The organism is Rhizobium sp. Root1212 (assembly GCF_001424985.1).
In the GTDB taxonomy this organism is placed as follows: Bacteria; Pseudomonadota; Alphaproteobacteria; order Rhizobiales; family Rhizobiaceae; genus Pararhizobium.
In genome coordinates this window covers 20405-37069 of record NZ_LMDA01000012.1, presented here as the reverse complement: position 1 = coordinate 37069, position 16665 = coordinate 20405, and the positions used below count along the sequence as shown (strand labels likewise).

Below are 16665 nucleotides of genomic sequence, written 5' to 3'. Positions count from 1 at the left end.
TGCAAACCTCGATAGCGATACTTTGTTCCGCTTTTCCGGGAACAATTCTAAAATACCGGAGCAGCCATCAATGCCCGCAGCTTTTCAACGGAATGCGGCCATGTCCAGTTATCGAGAACGGCTTGTCGCGGTGAATACGCCGGCAGGTTTTCAAGAATATCCAGAACAGCGTGATGAAAATCTTCATCCGAGGCCGCTCGCCCGGTCCGAGGGGTAATATACTGAAGGCCGCAGCACAACGCGCTGTTTGCAAGGACCGGCAGGCCGGCAAGCATATATTCCGTCAGGATCGCCGGCGCCCCATCGTCCACGCCGCAGACGACCCCGATCCTCGCCAGGTTCATCAGCCGGTTCACCTCCTCAAACGGTACGCCCGGCGGACCGACGAAATCGACATCGATCTGCAACTCGGAAGCTTGCCGGCGTAAAACATCGCTCATCTCGCCGTAACCGAAAACGCACAAGGCACGGATGGAGCGTGGCAACCGCGCCATGGCTTTGAAGAGGATATCGTGGCGCTTATAGGCCTGAGCCGCGGCAACATAGATGATGTCGTAGGTTTTGGAGCTGCCCGTCGGATAGAACATGCTGTCTGCGGCAAAGTCCGGTCCTATGGGAAGGACGGCCGTTTTCATCATCGGATGCCGACGGCGAACCTCGTCCGATTGCCATTCGGCGCCCGTCAGGATGAGGTCGAAATGCCGGCTGACATCGGGTGGAATGCGCAGCGCAGGCGCATCGATGGATTGTAGATCTTATAGCTTTCACGGCAGGCCTCAAGGATGTCTTCAGACACGCCCAGTCCCCAGACGCAGAGGATATCGGGCGGGCCGGAGGTGAGGATATGCGCCAGCATGTCGTTCGAGGCGAAGGGCGCATCCGGCCCGTTCATCTGGAAGGACCGCCGCACCAGAAACGGCCCATCTTTCAGATCCTCTACCGGCGGACATTCGCCTCGCCAATGCGTCCAGATTTCGGCAGTGTCGACGATGCCCGCCTTGATGCAGGCAAGCGGCAGGCGCTCGAGGTAATTGCCCGTCACCCGCACATCGTCGTGACCATACCCGTCGTTCCCCGAATTACCAGGCGGGAGTTCCGACCATTTCGCCCGATGCTGTTCGACACTGGGTACCCGCGACGCAAATGCGTCTCCGCCCTGAAAATCGCTGATAACGACAAGCCGCCGGCGTCCCGTTTTCTGTATCGTCATATAGGCAGCCGGATCATGGATCACCTCATTGGATCACTCGAAACCCGCCAATCTCGAAATTGATCCATTTCACTGCAGCCAATGTCATGGCTTACCGCCCTGGTCCGTTGCCTTGCTGGATCGGTGTTGGCCAAATACTGGGCATCACCAGTCGCTCCAGCGCGGGCAGACGGACAAGTCCTTGGGGTCTGGCGGCTGGTCATGTCCTAAACCAACAGTGCTCAATGCACCGAAGGATCGTCACTATCGAAGAATGACCGGATACCGTCCCGTGCGACTGTGGCAAGGAATTCGTCAAAGGCGTCGCGGTCGGTCGCGAAGCCCTCCTCCCAGGTCGTGACATCGTCCTCCTCCGTCACGACCTCAAGTGCCCAATCATTGTTGGTGCCGGCCGGTCGAAAAATATCGACAAGAACGGTCACGCCATCCTCGGTGAATTCGCCGGCAAGTTCGGAGTGTTCCATTTTTTGTTTTTTGGGCATGTGGGTATCCGTCTTTGAGACCGGGCCGAAACCGGGGCCTGGTGGCGATGACATGAAGCAGCCATCCCTTCATGGCACTCCAATGCAAATCCGGCAAGACGTCGAAATCCACCGGCAAGCGTCTGCCCTCAAAGCACCTCCCCGACACCAAGATCATCATCGAAAACTGGCGATCTCACGACAATACCGTGCGGCCGCACACATCGCCCGGTTACAAGCCACCGCAACCCGAAACGACGATTTGACCTTGCCCGGATGGAAGAAAACATCGTCCGGCTATTGCATCCCCAGCACCATCTCCGCTGCCTTTTCCGCGATCATGATCACCGGGGAGTTGGTATTGCCGGACACGATCGTCGGCATGATCGAGGCATCGACGACGCGCAGTTTCTCAAGCCCGCGCACGCGCAGCTTCGCGTCCACCACCGCCATGGGGTCGCTTCCCATTCTGCAGGTGCCGACAGGATGAAAGATCGTGGTGGCGATATCACCTGCACGCCGGATCAACTCGTCATCGCTCTGATATTCCCGGCCCGGCAGCATTTCCTGCGGTCGAAAGCGGGAGATAGCCTTCGTTTCCATCAGGCTGCGCGCATGACGGATCGAATTTGCCGCGAGCAGCCGGTCGCCCGCGGTCGAAAGATAATTCGGACGAATTTCAGGGGCGGCCGAGGCATCAGCCGTCGTTATATGCACCGCGCCGCGACTTTCCGGCCGAAGGTTGCAGACAGAGACCGTCACGGCAGGATAACGATGCAGCGGCTCGCCGAGCCGGTCGGTGCTGAGCGGCTGGACGTGATATTCCAGATCGGCGGTAGCGACGGACGGATCGCTTTTGGCAAAAATCCCGAGCTGGCTTGGCGCCATCGAGAGCGGGCCGGAACGGCTGATAGCATACTGCAAACCCATGCCGACACGGCTAAACAGGTTATGGTAAAGCTGGTTAAGCGTGCGCGCGCCCTCTATCTTGAAGACGGTTCGGATCTGCAAGTGATCTTGCAGGTTTTCGCCGACACCCTGAAGCGCGTGATGCAGGGGAATGCCGAGGCTCGACAGCACATCCGGCCGCCCGACGCCCGAAAGCTCTAGAATTTTCGGCGAGTTGATCGAACCTGCAGACACAATGACCTCGCGCGACGCGCGGGCGACGCAGGAGCGGCCATTGAGGCGAAAGCGCACGCCGGATACAGCCTTGCCATCGAACTCCAGCCGCTCGGTCTCCGCGCCCGTCAGCACGCGCAGGTTCTTCCGCTTCATCGCCGGGCGCAGGAAGGCTTTCGTCGTGTTCCAGCGCAGGCCGCCCTTTTGATTGACCTCGAAATAGCCGGACCCTTCATTGTCGCCGTCGTTGAAATCGTCGGTCTTGCGGATACCGAGTTCCTCGGCCGCATCGCGGAAAGCATCGAGGATCGGCCAGGACAGCCGCTGGCGTTCGACGCGCCACTCGCCTCCCGCCCCGTGCAAGGCTGATGTTCCGCGATAATTGTCTTCCGATTTCAGGAAAAAGGGCAGCACGTCATCCCAGCCCCAACCGGCATTGCCCGCCTGTCGCCAACCGTCGTAGTCCGCCGCCTGCCCGCGCATGTAGATCATGCCGTTGATCGACGAGCAGCCGCCGAGCACCTTTCCCCGTGGATAGTTGAGCGTCCGGCCATTGAGACCGGCCTCGGCTGCCGTCCTCATCATCCAGTCGGTGCGCGGATTGCCCATGCAATAGAGGTAACCGATCGGCACATGCACCCAGTGATACCGATCCGAGCCACCGGCCTCGAGCAGCAGCACCCGGTTTCCCGGATCGGCCGAAAGCCGGTTTGCCAGCACGCAGCCGGCCGACCCAGCACCGATGACGATGAAATCGTAAACGCCTTCATCCACAGGCATTTCATTCATGGGCATGGTCACGCTGCAACTCCTGTTGCGAGGCTTTGCTTCTGCGAAAGCCGCCGCCACAACGGCGTCATCGCCTCGTTGATATCCTTGTAAAGCTCGTAACGGCGGGCGTAGTGGGCCGAGAGCGCAGCATTGGGCTGATAAAGCCGATCGATTCGCACCATGGCGGTGGCTCCTTGGGTGAAATCGGCAAACAGCCCGACACCCGTCCCGGCCGCAATCGCAGCTCCGAGCGCCCCGGTCTCCCGCGACACGGCAACGGTGACCGGAACGCCCAACACATCCGCAAAAATTTGCGGCCAGAGCCTGCTGCGCGAACCACCGCCGGAGAGCACCGCCTCGTCGAAGGTCGCACCCGCCTTGCGGATGGTCTCGATGTGCTGACGATGACCGAAGGCGACACCTTCCAGAAGCGCGCGGATCAAATGTCCCTTGGTGTGCCAGCCAGCCATGCCATAGAAACCTGCCCGCGCATGGCCATCCTGCTGAGCGCCATAGAGATAGGGGTGATAGAGCGGATCATCCGCAGCCGGCGTGACGGCGGCCGCGAGCGCGCTGGCCGCATCGAAGGGCGAAACGCCCTCCTGATGATGCTCGCCCTCGAAGAATTCCCGCACCAGCCATTCGAGATTGGCGGCCGACGTGGCGCTGTTTTCCATCGCCATGTAGCGGCTGCGATCGAAGGTGGAGGACATGAAAACCGGGCCGTCAAGGTCCGGGCCATCGATGATCACCTGATTGATGCTCCAGGTGCCGGCAATGATCGAGGCGCTGCCGGTGCGCGACACGCCCGAGCCGAGCGCCGACGCCACGACATCGAACAGCCCGCCAACAACCGGCGTGCCCGCCGCAAGCCCGGTCTCGGCCGCCGCGTCTTCCGTTACATGCCCTGCGATATCGGCGCTTTCGATCAGCGGCGGCAGCATATGCATGCTGTCGGCAAGCCCGTAGGCGGCCATCAGCGTTCTGTCGTAGCGGCGGGCGGCGAGATTTAGCAAACCGGCGCCGGACACGTCGGAAACCTCGCTGACACGGTTTCCCGTCAGCCGGTTGACGACGAAATCCTTGGAGAAGAACACTGTCCCGATGCGCTGGAAAAGCTCGGGACGATGGCGTTTCAGCCAGGCGAGCAGCGTCGGCGTCTGGGAGGGCCAGGGGCGCTGGCGAGCGATCGGCACTGTGCGGTCGCCGACCCCCTCGCTCGCCCATTCTTCAACAAGCCCGGTCGCACGCGTATCGAGCGACTGGATACCCAGAAGCGGCTGGCCGTCGCGATCGAGCGCATAGAGCCCGTTGCCGTGGCCCGCGCAGCCGATCGCGGCGATGTCCGTCGCCGCGATACCTGCCTTGTCGAGGCAGGTGCGGATCACCCGCCTGGCATTGGCCCAGAGTTCGCCGAGGTCGCGCTCCACATGGCCGGGGCACGGCATGCGACTATGACCTTCCTCCCCGGCATAGGCCACTTCCCGGCCCTCGAGATCGAAGATCACCGCCTTGATGACGGTGTTTCCGGCATCGAGGCCCAACAGGTATTTTTGCATTCCGAACCCCTCCCAAGGTTCTGACAGTTTTACGTGGTTCGGGCCGAAAGCCCAGACCCGCTTTCATCACCCCTGCCGATACCGCGCGAAGGCCTCTTCGCCGCTCGCGTCTTCATGGATGATCGCCATCAGGCCGCGCACGACGGCGCTTGGATTGGCATGCTGGTAGATATTGCGCCCGTAAACCATGCCCATCGCGCCCTGCCGCATCAGGGCGGCGGATTTGGCGAAGACGGCGGACAGGTCTTCCTTGCCGCCGCCGCGCACCAGAACCGGGCAACGCGCCGCCTCGACTACGCGGTGGAAATCCTCCGGGTTGGTCGTCGGGTCGGCCTTGACGATATCTGCCCCCATTTCGCGGGCAAGCCGCGTCAGCGTCACGATCTTCTCTGCATCGCCATCGACCATATAGCCGCCGCGCTCCGTTACCGGCTGCATCACCAGCGGTTCGATCATCAGCGGCATGCCGTATTTTTCGCAATCGGCGCGGACGCGGGCGATGTTCTGGACGCACTGGCGGAACAGATACGGCTCGTCCGGCAGCATGAACAGATTGACCACGACACAGGCGGCATCCATCTGCAGCGCGCCGATCAGCGGCTCGGCTTCGTTCTGCAGCACGGCCCACATATCCCGGTGACGGATGCGGTTATAGGGATTACCCATGTCGATGCGCATGACCAACGCGGGCTTGTCCCTGCCCGGCAGGTCCTGCAGAAGGTCGGCCTGGCCGTAATTCATCTGGATCGCATCGGGTTTCGCGTCGACCAGCGCCTTCACCACCGCCGGCACGTTCTCCAGCCCGTCGAGGAAGGATGGCTCGTTGCAGACGCCATGATCGATCGCCACATCCAGGCAACGGCCGTTGCCGAACAGCCGGTTCATCCGGACCTTGCTGATGTCTCGCATAGTTCACTCCTTTGTTCGTTCCTTGCGGAAAGGGTTTCCTCCGTGACACCGTGACGGTCGTTCAGGAGGGTCAGAAAACGGGTGCGCTCTTCGGCCGCGCGCTGGGGCGGCCAACCCTTCTCTGCGGCGAGGAGGGCAAGGGCGGCGTCGGTCATTTCAAGCGAAAGCTCGCCGCCGACGGCCAGCGTCGTGCGCCGCAGAAGCAGGTCGTCCAGATGCTCGACGGCCTCGGAGCGGATGAGATGGATAAGTTCGCGGGCGCTGTAGTCGGCGTGGGGCAAGGCCTCATCCGCTGCCACCGACATAAATTGGGCGATCTCGGCGGCATCGGTGCCATAGCGTGTGAAGAGCGTGGCGACACGATCGGCGGCAAGGCCAGTCGCGGCGGCAAGCTGCCGCAGCCATTCATCGCGATCGTCAGGAAAACCGCGCCCTCCCCCGAACGTGCGTTCGGCTGTATCCAGCCGGCGCGGCAAGCCAAGCCGTTCCAGCGCCATGTCGGCGGCGAGTTCCCCGAAGGAACGAAAGGTCGTCCACTTGCCGCCGATCATGCAGAGCACCGGGGGACCGCCATCTCTGCCTTCGAGCATCGTGCAGAAATGATCGCGCGGAATGCGGCCGGTAAAACTGTCCTTGCTGGCGGGCAACGGTCGCACGCCAGCAAACTGGAAGACAATCTCTTCCGGCCGAATGACGATGCCCGGCAAGACGAAGGCGAGCGATTGCAGGATATACTCCCGTTCGTCTGCCTCGCAGCGCACAGTTCCGGGGTCGTTCACCCGGATGTCCGTCGAACCGACCAGCACCTTGCCGAGATAGGGAAACAGGATGCAGATGCGTCCGTCTTCGTTCTCGTAGTAGATCATGTGGCCGTCGAGCATGTCGCGCAGGCCGGGATGATCGATGATCAGGTGCGAGCCCTTCGTGCCGCCCATCAGCGGCGCGGGCCGTGCGCCTTCCGGAAAGAGCGTGCCGTTGGCGATATCGATCCAGCCGCCGGTGGCGTTGATGATAAGAGACGGCTTGATCGTTAGCCCCTCGCTGGAGACGTCGTCGCGCAGCAGGAAACCTCCGGCCGGGGCTTGCTCGATCGTTGCGTAATTCAAAGCAGCGGCATTCGAGCCGGCAGAGAGCCCGTCGCGCAAGATTTCTATACCGACGCGCTCCGGGTGACTGACCCATGCGTCGTAATAGGTCGCGGAATTGCGGATCGCGGAATTGAGCGCAGGCCATTTGGCAAGTGTGCTGCGACGACCGCGAAACTGATGCTTCGGCATCAATGCGCGTTTGCGGGTCAGAAAATCATAGATGCCGAGCCCCGCCTTGATGGCGATGGCGCCGCGACGGCTCGGGCGGCGGGTGAGACCGAGGAAGCGCACGATGCCGTTGCCGAGCCCTGAGAAAACGTCGAAGATCGGAACGGTTGTCGGCAGCGGTGCGACGTAATGCGGCGCGTTGCGCAGCAGCCGGTCGCGCTCGACCAGCGATTCCCGGACAAGGCTGAACTCGCCGTTTTCGAGATAACGCAGCCCGCCATGCACCATGCGCGACAGCGCGGCGCTGGCGCCGGAGCAATAGTCGCTCTTCTCGACAAGCAGCACGTTGACACCTTGCAGCGCCAGCTCCCGAAAGACGCTGAGCCCGTTGATGCCGCCGCCGAGGACGCACACGTCCACCTTCGGGCTCTTGCGGAGCCCGTCCAATGTCTCTTCACGGTTCATGATGACAGCCTGTTATCCGTCCATGTTGGCCAGTTTCGCAGCAAGCGCCGCGTCGATGGCCGAAAGTTCGTCCGCAGTAAGTCTGAGTGTTCCTGCCCGCGCATTGTCGAGCGCCTGCGCCGGGTTGCGTGCGCCGCAGAGTGCAAAAGTCACGCCCGGTTGCGCCAGCGTCCAGGCGATGACCACCTGCGCGATGCTCGCCTCATGCCGCTCCGCGACCGGCCGGATCGCATCGGAAAAGTCCCTTGCCTTCTCTCGGTTGGCGACGGAAAAGCGCGGATTGTCCTTACGCTGGTCGTCACCGGAGAAGATACGTTCCGGCCCGATTGCGCCAGACAGCAGGCCGAGCGCCAGCGAGGAATAGCTGAGCGTCGACACGCCGTTTGCAAGGGTGAGCGGCAGCAGGTACGCCTCGATCTGCCGATCGATCATGCTGAAGCGCTCCTGGATCGCATCGAGCGAACCAGTTTCTATGTACTGTCGGAGTTCCGAAGGGTTGACGTTGCTGGCGCCGATGGCGCGGATCTTGCCCGTCTGCTTCAGTTCCTCCAACGCTCTGACGGTCTCCTCGACCGGTGTCGTCGCGTCCTGCCAGTGGGTGATATAGAGGTCGATATAGTCCGTGCCGAGCCGCCGCAGGCTTTGCTCAACCTCGTGGATAATGGAGTCGCGTCCGAGATAGCGGTGAACCGGTTTGCCATCCTGATCGAAGAAATGATTGCCCTTTTGCGTATGCCAGACGAGCCCGCACTTGGTAGCGATGACGGCCTTGTCGCGGCGCCCGGCAATCGCCTTGCCGACAATCTCCTCCGAGCGGCCGAGGCCATAGGCCGGAGCCGTGTCGATGAGGGTCACGCCAGCATCGAGCGAGGCCTGGATGGCGGCGATCGATTGCGCCTCGTCCGTCCCGCCCCACATCCAGCCGCCGATCGCCCAGGTGCCAAGCCCGACGGCCGACGCCTTGACGCCGGAGCGCCCGATCTCGCGGATCAACTGTTCGCCGCTCATGCCGAAAACCCTTCCCCGGATGCAATTTCAAGAATGCGTGCGCCGGTCGCCTCGTCGGTGACGAGCGTATCGAGGTGGTTGCCGCGCAGCACGCTCAGGATCGAGTTGGCCTTGTTGAGACCACTTGCTACGCCGATCTTCGTCGGGATCGAGGCGAACTCTTCCAGCGTCAGCGAAACGAGCGCTCGGTTGAGACTGTAGTCGCAGACGCGGCCCTCACCATCGAGCAGATGAGCGAGCAGTTCGGCGCTCGCACCGGAATGTTCGATGGCCTTGCGGTCCTCGCTGGAGGAGGGGTGCAGATCGTAGTAGGTCGAGTCTGTGCTAAGGATCGAGCCGATGCCGACCACCGCAATCTTGGCCTCCCGCGCCCGCTGGAAGACATCGGCGACGGCACGCATATTGATCAGCAAGTCCCGCTGCTTGGCATCGTCGGCAAACAGCGGCGCATGGATCTGATAGGAGCGTCCGCCGAGCCGGTCTGCCATCAGGGTCGAGACGTGGTTGACGTCGGTATAGTGCTTGCCTTGGACGCAGCCTGTCGCCGGGATCACGTCCACATCGAAGCGGCGAACGGGCTGCAGGCCGGCGACGACAGCGCCAACACCCTTGCCGCCGGTGATGCAGATCGTGTCGCCGTCAGCGATTTCCTCCAGCAGCAGCCGTGCCGCCGCTTCTCCAACCGCTTGCAGCGCCGTCTGCGGATTATCGGAAACGGTCGGCACCACCACGGCGCGGTCAATGCCGCCGAGCGCCAGCAGGCGTTCTTCCATATCCACCAGCGGCTCGACAGGCGACTTGATCTTGATTTCGACGAGGCCGAGCTGGCGGCCGCGCTTGATCAGCCGGTTCACGGTGGCATGCGAGATGCCGAGCTGGTCGGCAATCTGCGACTGTGTCAAACCTTCGAGAAAGTGCAGCACGAGCGCCTGGTGCATCTGGCGCGCGATGACGATTTCCTCGCGCGGCGCGGTTGTCTTGGGCTTCAATTTGGCAATCGGCATATCAGGCGGCCTTCCGCTTGTGCAGGAAATGGTCGATGGAGACGGCGGCGAGCAGAATGCAACCTTTGATCATGTCCTGCCAATAGACGGAAACGTCGAGCAGGATAAGCGATGAGGTGACGACCGAGAGCAGCGCGATACCGAGAATGGCACCGAAGATCGTACCCGAGCCGCCGTTCAGCGAAGCGCCGCCGATGACCGCCGCCGCGATGATGTTCAGCTCCATGCCGACGCCGAAAGTGGGGGTCGCCGCACCGAAGCGGGACATATAGATGACGCCGGCGACACCTGACAGCGTCGAGCACAGAACCGTCACCCAGAACTTCACCTGGTTGGTGCGGATGCCGGAATAGAGCGCCGCCTTCTCGTTGCTGCCGGTATAGAACACTTTGCGGAACGCGGTGGCCCTGCGCAGCAGGAAATCGAACAGAATGACGACGGCGACGAAGATCAGGATCACATAGGGAACGCCATGAAACGTGCCCTGCCCGACGGCCTTGAAACCTGCCGGCAGCGTGAAGAGCGACAGCGGCGTGCCTTTGGTGATGATCAGGCAAAGCCCCCGCACGATCACCATGCCGGCAAGAGAGGTGATGAAATGGTTCAGCCCCACCACCGTCACGAAGAACCCCATGATCGCCCCAATAGCGCCGCTCGCGAAAATACCGATCAGCGAGGCCGCCCACGGATCGAGCCCGGCGAGGAACAGCGAGCCGGAAAGCACCATGGCGAAGCAGACGACCGAACCTACGGCAAGATCGATGCCGCCGACGATGAGCAGGATCGTCATGCCGACAACGACGATGCCCTCCACCGAAAAGCTCATCAGCATGGCGCGGAAGTTGCCGAGCGTCAGGAAGTGCGGCGAGGCGAAGCTCATGATCACGCAGAGCGTCAGGATGATCGCGATCAACCCCGCCTCGCGCATGGTGCCGATGCGTTTCCAATGCCCCGTCTTCGGCATGTCCGCCGCCATCGTGTCGATTGCCATTCCCGTCTCTCCCTCCTTAGGCGGCATGATCTGCCGTCCTTGTCGCACTGATCCCCGATGCCAGGCGGATCACGGCTTCTTCCGTCATGTCTTCCGAGCCAAGCTCGCCGGCGATGCGCCCCTCCCGCACGACCAGCACGCGGTCGCAAAGCCCAAGCAATTCCGGCATCTCCGAAGAGATGACGACGATACCGATGCCCGAGCGCGCGAGATCGCGCAGCAACCGGTGAATTTCGGTCTTGGCGCCGACGTCGATACCCCGCGTCGGCTCGTCCATCAGGATCACCTTGGGTTTCACCGCAAGCTGCTTGGCGATCGCTACCTTCTGCTGGTTGCCGCCGGACAGCGACTTCACCGGGGCCTCGACGCCACCCATGCGCACAGCAAGCCGCCGCGCGAAATCCTCCGCCAGCGCCGCCTCGGCACGGCCGTTCAGCAGGCCCGCAGTGTTCGTGAGCGCTTTCAAGTTCAGCACCGAGATATTCTGGGCAATCGACATTTCCAGAAAGATGCCTGACCCCTTGCGGTCTTCCGACAGATAGACGATGCCGGTCTTGACCGCATCCGCATAGGCCCGGATCGCCTGCGGCTTGCCATGCAGGCGGACTTCGCCGGCCGTATGCGCGCGAAGCCCGCAAATGCCTTCGGCGATCTCCGTGCGGCCGGAGCCTATGAGGCCGCCGATGCCGAGGATTTCGCCCCTGCGCAGATCGAAGCTGATGTCATGGAAGCGCACGCCATCGCCAAGACCATCGATTTCAAGGATTGCCTCGTTCGAGACGTCTTCGGCCCTAAGCTTGTCCGGATAGAGCTGGGTGATCTCACGGCCGACCATGCGGCGCACGACATCGTCAGCCGTTACGTCGGCGATGTTGTCGGTGCAGACATAGCGGCCGTCGCGGAAAACGGTGACCCGGTCGCAAAGGCTGAAAATCTCGGCCATGCGATGGCTGATATAGATGATAGAGATACCGTTCGCCTTGAGGTCGCGGATGATGGAGAAGAGCTGCTGCGCCTCGGTTTCGGTAAGCGCCGCGGTCGGCTCGTCCAGAATGAGCACGCGGCAGTCGAGCGTCAGCGCCTTGGCGATCTCGACAAGCTGCTGGCTGGAAATCGGAAGGTCCGCGACCTTCCGGCGCACGTCGATGGCGGCCAGCCGGTTCATCACCTGCTGGGCATCGCGCTCCAGAGCGCGGTAATTCATGAAAGGGGAACGCCGTCGATTGGTCGCGGCCATGAACATATTCTCTGCCACGGTGGCATCCGGGCAGAGGGCGATTTCCTGATGCACCAGCCCAATGCCGAGCGCCTGCGCGGCAGCCGGTGAAGCGATGCGGACGGGTTTTCCATCGACACGGATTTCGCCTTCGGTTGGCTGCAGCACGCCAGCGATGATGTTCATCAGCGTCGATTTGCCCGCACCGTTTTCGCCGCAGAGCGCATGGACTTCGCCGCGTTCGAGCGTGAAATCGACATCGGTCAACGCCCGGATCGCCCCGAAATGCTTGGTCACGCCATGAATGCTGAGCACCGCCATCGTCTTTCTCCCTCTCCCGTCTTGCCATCCGCACGCAAGGATGCGGATGGCAACTATCGGAAGCTTACTCCTCGATACCCTTCGTGCCGCGGCGCTTCAGGTACTTATCCCAATAGAAGTCGTCGGCATTTTCGGCAGTGACGATCGAAAGACCGTTATCGACCACCGGAATGCTCATCGGGTTGAAGCCCGAGCGCTTGGCGTCGTTCATCGGGTCGATCAATTCCGGATGCTTGGCAAGCCACAGCAACATGAAGCCCATGTAGCCCTGCATGCCCTGGTTCGGGTTGATCGAACCGAAGACTTCACCGGCCTTGATCATGTCGAGAATGTTGGCGTTGACGTCGGCGCACATGACAAGAACCTTGCCGCCGTTTTCCTTGGCGGCCTGAGACGCGCCGATGGCGGAGTTCGCTTCCGGCATGAACACGGCACCGAGATTCGGATTAGCCTGGATCAGGCTCGAAAGCCCTTGATAGGCCTTGGTCGGGTCCTGGTTGGACGCGGCGCGGCCGACAAGCTTCATGTCCGGCCACTTCTCTTCCATACGGCCGATGAAGGCGGCGATACGTTTGTCGTGATTGTCCTGTCCCGGATTTTCCAGAACCGCATATTCGCCCTTGCCGCCCATCTTCTCGGCGATCGCATCGGCGGCATAGACGCCTTCGCGGGTGTTGTCCGAGGTGATGAAGGAGACGCGCTTGGACAGCGGCGAGTCGGCGGCAAACGTGACGACGGCCGTGCCCTGCTCGATGGCGCGGTTGATCGGCTCGATGAACGGGTCGGAGTTCATCGGATGGACGAGGATGCCGGCCGGGTTCTGGGCCAGCGCCTGGTCGAAAGTGGCGATCTGCTTGTTGACGTCGTATTCCGGCGTGCCGGTATATTCGGTTTCGCAGCCGAGCTGCTGACCTGCCTGCTTGAACATTTCATAGACCGGGAACCAGTATTCCACACCGGAGACCATGACGTTCATGACGTATTTTTCACCCGGCTTGCAACGAAACGGATTGTCCGTTTCCGCAGATGCCGTGCCGGCAAAAAGCGTTGCCGCAAGGACCGCCATGGCGGTCGAGCTTATAAATTTGCGCAAGATTCCTCCTCGAGGCCGAAGCCCCTCCCAAAAGCCCGAGGGCGTCTCAAAGACGCCGCTGATCGCGTTGAAACCGAACTTCCTCCTCGAAGTCCGATGAGGACAATAAAGGCGAAGGCAGAACCAATGTCAATATAATTCACAGTATGAAATATATTTCATTTGTAGCGAAACGGACTGCGCCCCTTCCACGCCCGTTCCGTGCGACAGCCATGACCACCGACGGTAGCGCCCGTATTGATCCGCCGTTTCGGGTGGCTGGCGTCTTTCTACCGGCGCTGGCAGGGCTTCTGATCCGCAGCGCTACTGCCGGGACCTTTTCCGCGCGGATTTATCCGGTACCGATCCTCGATGGAGGATTGCGAGGCCGATTGCGGGCGTTTCGCTCGGCAATACGGTCGCGGGCGGGCTTACCGATATCGGCGTGGTGATCGCCACCCCGGCCGTCATGCGTGGCGCTCATCGTCATGAACCGCTCGCATCACTGCCATAAGCAGAGACGCCAAAGGCGATCCATGGAATTTAGGCAGGATGGAGCGTCCGGAAAATGCGATCCGACTCTCCTTCGACCGACCACGGTCTGGCGATGCCGCCCAGGCTCTCGCCGACGGCAAGCCCTGCCTGGATGGCGTCCTCGTGAAAGCCAGAGCCGAAATAGGAGCCGCAGAACCAGGTATTGGCTTCACCCTGAAGCGACCAGAGCTGCTTCTGCGCGGCGAGCGTTTCGGCATTGAACAACGGATGCTGGTAGAGGCCTCGCCAGATGACCTTGTCTTCCGCGGGAGCGTGTAACGGGCTGAGCGTTACGAAGAACGGACGCGGATCGGCGATACCCTGCAGCCGGTTCATCCAGTAGGTAACGCAGGGCTTGCGGGGTGCTGCGCCATCACGCCCGGAACGCGCAAGATAGTTCCAGCTCGCCCAGACGCGGCGGCGGCGCGGCATCAGGCTTTCGTCGCTGTGCAGGACGGTCTCGTTATCGCCATAGGCGAAAACACTCAGCAGGTCCGCTTCTCGCTGCGACCGGTCGGCGAGCATTTCGAGCGCCTGGTCGGCGTGAGCGCCGATCACCACATGATCGAACCATTCGGGCTCCGCACCGGCCACGGAAATCTCCACCGCGCCATTCACCCGACGGATCGCCTTCACCGGGGCGTTGGTACGGATACGGTCATGGAAGGGCGCGACAAGGCGTTCGACATAGGCGCGGCTGCCGCCGTCCACCGTGCGCCAGATCGGTCGGCGCATGAATTTCAAAAGGCCGTGGTTCTCGCAGAAGCGCACGAAGGAAAGCGCCGGATAATTGCCGATTTCCAGCGCCGGTGTCGACCAGATCGCAGCCGCCATCGGGTATAGATGATCCTCCCGAAAGGCACGGCCGAAGCCCGCACTGTCGAGATAGTCGTTGAGGCTCGCCGACGGGTCGAGATTGCGCACGCCGCTCGGCGCCTGCCGATAGAAGCGTACGAGGTCACGCAGCATCGACCAGAAACGCGGGCTTGCGAGATTGCTGCGCTGGGCGAAAAGGCCGGCAAGATTTGTTCCTGCATATTCCAGTTGCCCTTCGTCCATCGAGACGGCGAAGGACATGTCCGATGCCTTGGTCGGCACGTCAAGATGGGCAAACAGCGCCGCGAGATTGGGATAGGTCGCTTCATTATAGACGATGAAGCCGGTATCGACGGCGGCATCGCCGGACGTCACCGTGTGAGAATGGCCGCCCGTGCGATTGTCGGCTTCGAAAACCGTCACCTCATGGCGTTGCGACAGAAGCCATGCGGCGGAAAGACCGGCAATGCCCGTGCCGACAACTGCAATTTTCAGGGACCGGTCCGTTTGGGGAAAATGGCGCATGACGATCCTTCTGCAACTGCCAAGCTCATGAGAAACTATCAAGACCCTTTACGGGAGCGGGCTTATGGCGGATCACTGCGCACAGCCTATTTCGTCCCGTGTGATCCGCTTCGGAGAATGCCGCGTAGAAGGATGCATGAATGAAGTTTCCAACCCCATCGAGATCGATCGCGACCCAGGTGTGCCGACAGGCCGGCGGCTTGCCGTGGTGAGTTCAAGGGAAACGCAACAGACGCCCTCGCCCGACACGCTTGTGGAAATGATGATGCAGATCGCGCAGGGTCGTGATCGTCAGGCCTTCGCGTTGCTGTTTCGCTATTTCGGACCCAGGCTTAAAACCTTCTTCTTGCGCTGGAGGCTTCCGTCGGGCGCGGCGGAGGATCTGGTGCAGGAAACGATGCTGAACGTCTGGCGCAAGGCCTCCTATTTTGATCCCGAACGGGCGGGCGTCGCGACGTGGATCTTCGCCATCGCCCGCAACATCCGTATCGACTACATGCGTCGCCAGCGTGATCCGTCAACCCTTCCGCCCGATCCCGAGAACAGGCCGGACACGGTCGAAGACGGATTGCTCGGGGCCGAGCGGGATGCGCGGGTGCGCCAGGCGCTGAGCGCGCTCTCGCCCGAGCAACAGACGATCGTCCGTCTCTCCTATTTTAGCGAGAAATCGCAGACCGAAATCGCCGATGAGCTGGGTATCCCTCTCGGCACCGTAAAATCTAGAACACGCCTGGCCATGAACCGGCTGCGCGCGCTGCTGGAAGACAAACCATGACCAACAGAAATCACGCAACCGACGACACCTTGATGCGCTTTGCCGCCGGCACGCTTGCCGCCGGGCCGGCCATCGTTGTCGAGGCGCATCTGGCAAGCTGCCCGGTCTGCAGGGCCCGCGTGGGCGAATATGAAGCGCTCGGCGGCTCCCTGTTGGAGGAGATGGAGCCCACGCCACTCTCGGCAACGGTGCTGAGCGACATGCTTGCGATGCTGGACAATGAAGAGGCTACCGGCGCTACCGTGCCGCCGCCGCTCGCCCCCGTTGAGATCGAGGGCATCCGCCTGCCGGACGCCCTGCGCGGCTGCGATATCGGAAGCTGGCGCTGGATCGGTCCCGGCATGAAGATGAGCCGTGTCGGCGTGCCGCAGGACCCGGATGCCAATCTCATCCTGCTCAAGGTCGGCCCCGGCCGCGCCCTCCCCGATCACGGGCATGTCGGAACCGAGTTCACCTACATCGTCTCCGGCTCGTTCTCCGACAAGTTCGGCACGTTTCGCCCAGGCGATCTTGCTGAAATGGATGACGACGTCGAGCACCAGCCGGTTGTCGACAAGGATGGCGAATGCATCTGCCTCGCGGCTATGGAAGGCAAGATGCGCTTCAAAAACGTCATCGGCCGCATGTTGCAGCCGATCTTCGGGATCTGA

General features: G+C 61.8%; 15 protein-coding genes and 1 pseudogene. 3 read left to right on the top strand and 13 right to left on the bottom strand.

The window, feature by feature from the left end; all coding sequences use genetic code 11:
• Positions 1–47 precede the first annotated feature (47 nt).
• The 3 genes from ASC86_RS26665 to ASC86_RS12300 all read right to left on the bottom strand — a co-directional run bounded on the left by ASC86_RS26665 (position 48) and on the right by ASC86_RS12300 (position 1692).
• Positions 48–635, bottom strand: a complete 588-nt coding sequence (locus ASC86_RS26665; protein ID WP_244477605.1) for a glycosyltransferase — start codon at positions 633–635, stop codon at positions 48–50.
• A gap of 47 nt (positions 636–682) precedes the next feature.
• Positions 683–1042, bottom strand: coding sequence for a hypothetical protein (locus ASC86_RS26660; protein WP_244477604.1), 360 nt, complete (start codon positions 1040–1042; stop codon positions 683–685).
• A 389-nt stretch (positions 1043–1431) separates the two neighbouring features.
• Complete coding sequence (locus ASC86_RS12300; RefSeq protein ID WP_056321175.1) at positions 1432–1692, bottom strand: hypothetical protein; 261 nt, start codon at positions 1690–1692, stop codon at positions 1432–1434.
• A 137-nt stretch (positions 1693–1829) separates the two neighbouring features.
• Here ASC86_RS12300 and ASC86_RS26655 point away from each other — a divergent pair.
• Positions 1830–1925: pseudogene (locus ASC86_RS26655) on the top strand (integrase core domain-containing protein); the annotation flags it as partial.
• Between the two features lie 43 nt (positions 1926–1968).
• Here the strand turns inward: ASC86_RS26655 and ASC86_RS12295 are convergent.
• The 10 genes from ASC86_RS12295 to ASC86_RS12250 all read right to left on the bottom strand — a co-directional run bounded on the left by ASC86_RS12295 (position 1969) and on the right by ASC86_RS12250 (position 15240).
• The gene (locus ASC86_RS12295) at positions 1969–3582 is read right to left on the bottom strand and encodes a GMC family oxidoreductase (protein ID WP_056322512.1); all 1614 of its coding nucleotides are present in this window, start codon (positions 3580–3582) and stop codon (positions 1969–1971) included.
• 8 nt (positions 3583–3590) lie between these two features.
• Positions 3591–5123 carry an FGGY-family carbohydrate kinase gene (locus ASC86_RS12290; RefSeq protein WP_056321174.1) on the bottom strand — a complete coding sequence of 511 codons (1533 nt, stop codon included), beginning with the start codon at positions 5121–5123 and terminating at the stop codon, positions 3591–3593.
• A gap of 66 nt (positions 5124–5189) precedes the next feature.
• A complete protein-coding gene (locus tag ASC86_RS12285; RefSeq protein WP_056321171.1) occupies positions 5190–6032 on the bottom strand; it encodes a class I fructose-bisphosphate aldolase in 843 nt (280 codons plus the stop codon).
• Complete coding sequence (locus ASC86_RS12280) at positions 6005–7753, bottom strand: glycerol-3-phosphate dehydrogenase/oxidase (protein ID WP_056321168.1); 1749 nt, start codon at positions 7751–7753, stop codon at positions 6005–6007. The genes ASC86_RS12285 and ASC86_RS12280 overlap by 28 nt, the downstream gene beginning before the upstream one ends.
• Before the next feature lie 12 nt (positions 7754–7765).
• Complete coding sequence (locus ASC86_RS12275; protein WP_056321164.1) at positions 7766–8761, bottom strand: aldo/keto reductase; 996 nt, start codon at positions 8759–8761, stop codon at positions 7766–7768.
• Positions 8758–9765 carry a sugar-binding transcriptional regulator gene (locus tag ASC86_RS12270; RefSeq protein WP_056321160.1) on the bottom strand — a complete coding sequence of 336 codons (1008 nt, stop codon included), beginning with the start codon at positions 9763–9765 and terminating at the stop codon, positions 8758–8760. Before ASC86_RS12270 ends, ASC86_RS12275 begins: the two co-directional genes overlap by 4 nt.
• Before the next feature lies 1 nt (position 9766).
• The gene (locus ASC86_RS12265; RefSeq protein ID WP_056321156.1) at positions 9767–10756 is read right to left on the bottom strand and encodes an ABC transporter permease; all 990 of its coding nucleotides are present in this window, start codon (positions 10754–10756) and stop codon (positions 9767–9769) included.
• Positions 10757–10772: 16 nt separating this feature from the next.
• On the bottom strand, positions 10773–12293 hold the full coding sequence (locus tag ASC86_RS12260; protein WP_056321153.1) for a sugar ABC transporter ATP-binding protein: 1521 nt from the start codon (positions 12291–12293) through the stop codon (positions 10773–10775).
• A 64-nt stretch (positions 12294–12357) separates the two neighbouring features.
• A complete protein-coding gene (locus tag ASC86_RS12255; RefSeq protein ID WP_056321151.1) occupies positions 12358–13386 on the bottom strand; it encodes a substrate-binding domain-containing protein in 1029 nt (342 codons plus the stop codon).
• 522 nt (positions 13387–13908) lie between these two features.
• Positions 13909–15240, bottom strand: a complete 1332-nt coding sequence (locus tag ASC86_RS12250) for an FAD-dependent oxidoreductase (protein WP_056321148.1) — start codon at positions 15238–15240, stop codon at positions 13909–13911.
• 136 nt (positions 15241–15376) lie between these two features.
• On the opposite strand from ASC86_RS12250, the gene ASC86_RS12245 reads away from it, so the two are divergent.
• Both ASC86_RS12245 and ASC86_RS12240 read left to right on the top strand, forming a co-directional pair.
• A complete protein-coding gene (locus tag ASC86_RS12245; RefSeq protein ID WP_082510155.1) occupies positions 15377–16015 on the top strand; it encodes a sigma-70 family RNA polymerase sigma factor in 639 nt (212 codons plus the stop codon).
• Positions 16012–16665: a ChrR family anti-sigma-E factor gene (locus tag ASC86_RS12240; protein ID WP_056321147.1), complete on the top strand. Its 654-nt coding sequence runs from the start codon at positions 16012–16014 to the stop codon at positions 16663–16665. Before ASC86_RS12245 ends, ASC86_RS12240 begins: the two co-directional genes overlap by 4 nt.